Consider the following 262-nt stretch of genomic DNA (forward strand, 5'->3'; position numbering starts at 1 on the left):
ATAATTGAATAGCTCTCACTCTAGAAATCGTGGTGGATTCATCAAAATACCACACCTGATGCGACAGTAAGTCGGCCGTCATTGGCATCCTCGCTAACGGATTTTTCGCTCCGCAAACAATGCAGATTCGATCTCGCAGCCAAAGTTCGGACAACACCGAAGCCAAACTAGGTTTGGCATCAACAAACGCCAAATCAAGCTCTCGCTCCACCAACATGCGTTCAATACTGTTGGAATCTTTGATCACTAATTTCAGTTGGGT

Annotated in this window: 1 protein-coding gene; it reads right to left on the reverse strand. The window is 45.4% G+C overall.

The annotated features are described in order from the left end of the window. On the reverse strand, nucleotides 1–262 hold a 262-nt coding region (locus MKD49_RS26055), incomplete at both ends, for a LysR substrate-binding domain-containing protein (protein ID WP_252697748.1).

Source organism: Herbaspirillum sp. WGmk3 (assembly GCF_023952535.1).
In the GTDB taxonomy this organism is placed as follows: Bacteria; Pseudomonadota; Gammaproteobacteria; order Burkholderiales; family Burkholderiaceae_D; genus Herbaspirillum; species Herbaspirillum huttiense.